Below are 3,117 nucleotides of genomic sequence, written 5' to 3' on the forward strand. Positions count from 1 at the left end.
TTCGGGGCCACTCGACGTGGCTGGGTGGGGCGTTCGGGGCCACTCGACGTGGCTGGGTCGAGTGGCCCCGAACGCAGGAGCGCGGCTGATCAGGTCACAGCTGGACAAGCGTCGCGACGAGCAGGGCCTTGATCGTGTGCATCCGGTTCTCCGCCTGGTCGAAGACGATCGACGCCTCCGACTCGAAGACGTCATCTGTCACCTCGAGCTCCTTCAGGCCGAACTCCTCGTGCACGGTCCGCCCCACCGCCGTCTCGAGGTCGTGGAAGGCCGGGAGGCAGTGCATGAAACGCACCCTCGGGTTCCCCGTCAGCTGGAGCATCTCGGCGTTGACCTGGTAGGGGGTGAGCAGCTCGATCCGCTCCGCCCACACCTGCGTGGCCTCGCCCATCGACACCCAGACGTCGGTGTGGACGAAGTCGACGCCTCGCACCCCCTCAGCCACGTCCTCGGTGAGCGTGACCCGGGCACCGGACTCAGCGGCATACGACCTCGCTTGTGCGACAACGGCATCCGCTGGCCACAGGGAGCGCGGCGCGACGATGCGCACGTCCATCCCGAGCATCGCTCCCGTCATGAGGAGCGAGTTGCCCATGTTGTAGCGGGCGTCGCCGACGTAGGCGTAGGCGATCTCGGCGTCGGGCTTGCCGCAGTGCTCCCGCATCGTCAGGGCGTCGCAGAGCGACTGGGTGGGGTGCCACTCGTCGGTGAGGCCGTTCCAGACCGGGACCCCCGACCATGCGGCGAGCGTCTCGACGATCTCCTGCCCGTGGCCGCGGTACTCGATCCCGTCGTAGACCCGCCCGAGGACGCGGGCCGTGTCCTTGGCGGACTCCTTGTGGCCCATCTGGGAGCCGGTCGGGTCGAGGTAGGTCGTGCTCGCCCCCTGGTCAGCGGCCGCGACCTCGAAGGCGATCCGCGTGCGGGTCGAGGTCTTCTCGAAGATGAGGGCGAGGTTGCGGCCCGTCAGCCGTCGCTCCTCGCGGCCCTCCCGCTTGGCCGCCTTGAGCTCCGCGGCGAGGTCGAGCAGCGCGCGGAACTCGTCGGGGGAGAGGTCGGTCTCCTTGAGCAAGCTCCGGTGGTGGAGTGCGGCGAGGGTCATGGCCCGATGCTTCCAGCCTGTCCGGCCAGGGGCAAAGCCGTCTCGCCCGGACGATTTCATCCGAGCGCCACCGCTCGGGTAACCTGCCGGACGGAGGATTCGCATAGTGGCCTAGTGCGCACGATTGGAAATCGTGTTGGGATAAAACCCTCGGGGGTTCAAATCCCCCATCCTCCGCCATCACGGTTCGGCCCCGTCCACGCAGCGCGACGGGGCCGAACTGCGTCTGTATCGGGCTCGGTCAAAACTCGGTCACCGAAAACCGGACGACGGCTGTCGGCGCCGCCGGGCACACTGGCGCGAGTGAGCGTTCCCTCCACCACTCGCCCAGCGCTGAAGTCGTTCTGGCACGACCTGCCTCGTGACGGCAAGCTGCTCATCTCCACCGTCGTCTTCCAGTCGATCGGGACCGGCCTCGTCCTGCCCTTCATGGTCGTCTACCTCAACGAGGTCCGCGGCATCGCGCTCGAGACGGTCGGGCTCCTGCTCGCCCTTCAGGCGGGCGTCGGCATCGCCATCGTGACCCCGGTCGGTGCCCTCATCGACCGGGTCGGACCGCGCAAGGTCTACGCGAGCAGCCTCGTGTCCCTCGTCATCGCCGACGTCCTCCTGGCCAACGCCACGACGACCAGCCAGGCGGCCCTCGCGCTCGGCTTCCTCGGCTACGGCTTCGGCGTCGTGTGGCCCGCGTCCAACGCCCTCATCGGCAATCTCATCCCGAGCGGCCTGCGCCAACGCTACTTCGGGGTCAACTTCACCTTGCTCAACCTCGGCATCGGCATCGGCGGCATCATCGGGGGGCGGTTCGTCGACGTGGACCGGCCGGGCACGTTCGTCGCCATCTACCTGCTCGACGCGCTGAGCTACCTGCCCGGGCTGTTCATCCTCCTCGGGCCGCTGCGCCACGCCCGCGACCGGGTCGAACAGCCCGTCGACGCCTCGACGACGACGGTGTCCTACCGCGTCCTGCTCCGGGACCCGCACCTGCGGGCCCTGCTCGCCCTCGTCGCCGTGGCCGCCCTGGTCAGCTACCCGCAGCTCAACGCAGGCCTTCCGGCCTACGCGCGCGCGGAGGGCCAGATCTCGACCGAGGGACTGGGGTACGCGTTCGCCGCGAACACCTTGGTCATCGTGCTCCTGCAGCTCTTCGTGCTCCAGCGCATCGAGGGCAAGCGACGCACCCGGGTCGCCGTGGTCATGGCCGGCACGTGGGCCGTCGCCTGGGCCCTGCTCGGTGCGACGTCCCTCGTCCCGGGGACGGTCGTCGCGACCGTGCTCCTCGCGGCATCCGCCGGCATCTTCGGGCTCGGCGAGACCATGCTGCAGCCGACGAGTGCCGCGATGATCAACGACCTCGCCCCCGACCACCTGCGCGGTCGCTACAACGCCCTCAGCTCGTTGATGTTCTCCATCGCGTTCGTCGTCGGCCCTGTCGTCGCGAGCTTCCTCATCGGCCGCGACCTCGCCGGCGGCTACATCGCGTTCCTGCTCGGCGGGTCGGCCCTGCTCGCGGTCATGGCGCTCGTCGTCGAGCGCCGTCTGCCCCCGCACGTCAACGGCGTGCGGCCCCCGGTGGCCGAGCCGGCCCCGTCGGGCGCCCCCATTTCAGGTTGAGGAGCACAGCGGCATACACTTGCCGTCGGCACCCCGCGTGGTGGTACCTCTCCGAACTCCCCCAGGGCAGGAATGCAGCAAGGGTAGGAGAGCTCTTCCAGGTACGCGGGGTGTCCTCGTTCCCAGCGGTGAATGCCGTATGCCGCTCAGCTCGCTCGGGCGACCGTCGTGCCCTCCCGCAGGTGGACCGACTGGGTCACCGCGCGTGGCCTCGCGCCCTCGAGGGACCGCCGCACGAAGGTGCCGAGGATGCGCCCCTTGTCCTGACCGTGCTGGTCCATGGTCGTGAGGCGGTGCGGCAACCAGGGCAGGTCGACACCGTCGAAGCCGGTGACGCTGACGTCGTAACGATTCGAGTCGAATCGTTTCGACCCCGCTCCCCGTACCTCGTCGCCAGCCAC

At 69.2% G+C, this 3,117-nt stretch carries 2 protein-coding genes, 1 tRNA gene, 1 other RNA gene and 1 pseudogene; 3 read left to right on the forward strand and 2 right to left on the reverse strand.

Annotation, left to right across the window (positions count from 1 at the left end; translation table 11 throughout):
* Positions 1-94: 94 nt before the first annotated feature.
* The gene (gene argF / locus LOY02_RS18730) at positions 95-1,102 is read right to left on the reverse strand and encodes an ornithine carbamoyltransferase (RefSeq protein ID WP_317183881.1); all 1,008 of its coding nucleotides are present in this window, start codon (positions 1,100-1,102) and stop codon (positions 95-97) included.
* A 92-nt stretch (positions 1,103-1,194) separates the two neighbouring features.
* Here argF and LOY02_RS18735 point away from each other — a divergent pair.
* The 3 genes from LOY02_RS18735 to ffs all read left to right on the forward strand — a co-directional run bounded on the left by LOY02_RS18735 (position 1,195) and on the right by ffs (position 2,837).
* Positions 1,195-1,282, forward strand: a tRNA-Ser gene (locus LOY02_RS18735).
* Between the two features lie 123 nt (positions 1,283-1,405).
* Positions 1,406-2,716 (forward strand): MFS transporter, encoded by a 1,311-nt coding sequence (locus tag LOY02_RS18740; RefSeq protein WP_317183882.1) that lies wholly within the window; start codon positions 1,406-1,408, stop codon positions 2,714-2,716.
* Between the two features lie 24 nt (positions 2,717-2,740).
* Positions 2,741-2,837, forward strand: an RNA gene (gene ffs, locus LOY02_RS18745) — signal recognition particle sRNA small type.
* Between the two features lie 25 nt (positions 2,838-2,862).
* Here the strand turns inward: ffs and LOY02_RS18750 are convergent.
* Positions 2,863-3,117 (reverse strand): annotated as a pseudogene (locus LOY02_RS18750) (LacI family transcriptional regulator); the annotation flags it as partial.

The organism is Intrasporangium sp. (assembly GCF_032907665.1).
Classification (GTDB): domain Bacteria; phylum Actinomycetota; class Actinomycetes; order Actinomycetales; family Dermatophilaceae; genus Intrasporangium.

Excerpts from the sequence above, each read along its gene's own strand:
- argF (WP_317183881.1), bottom strand. The coding sequence starts at position 1,102 with ATGACCCTCGCCGCACTCCACCACCGGAGCTTGCTCAAGGAGACCGAC.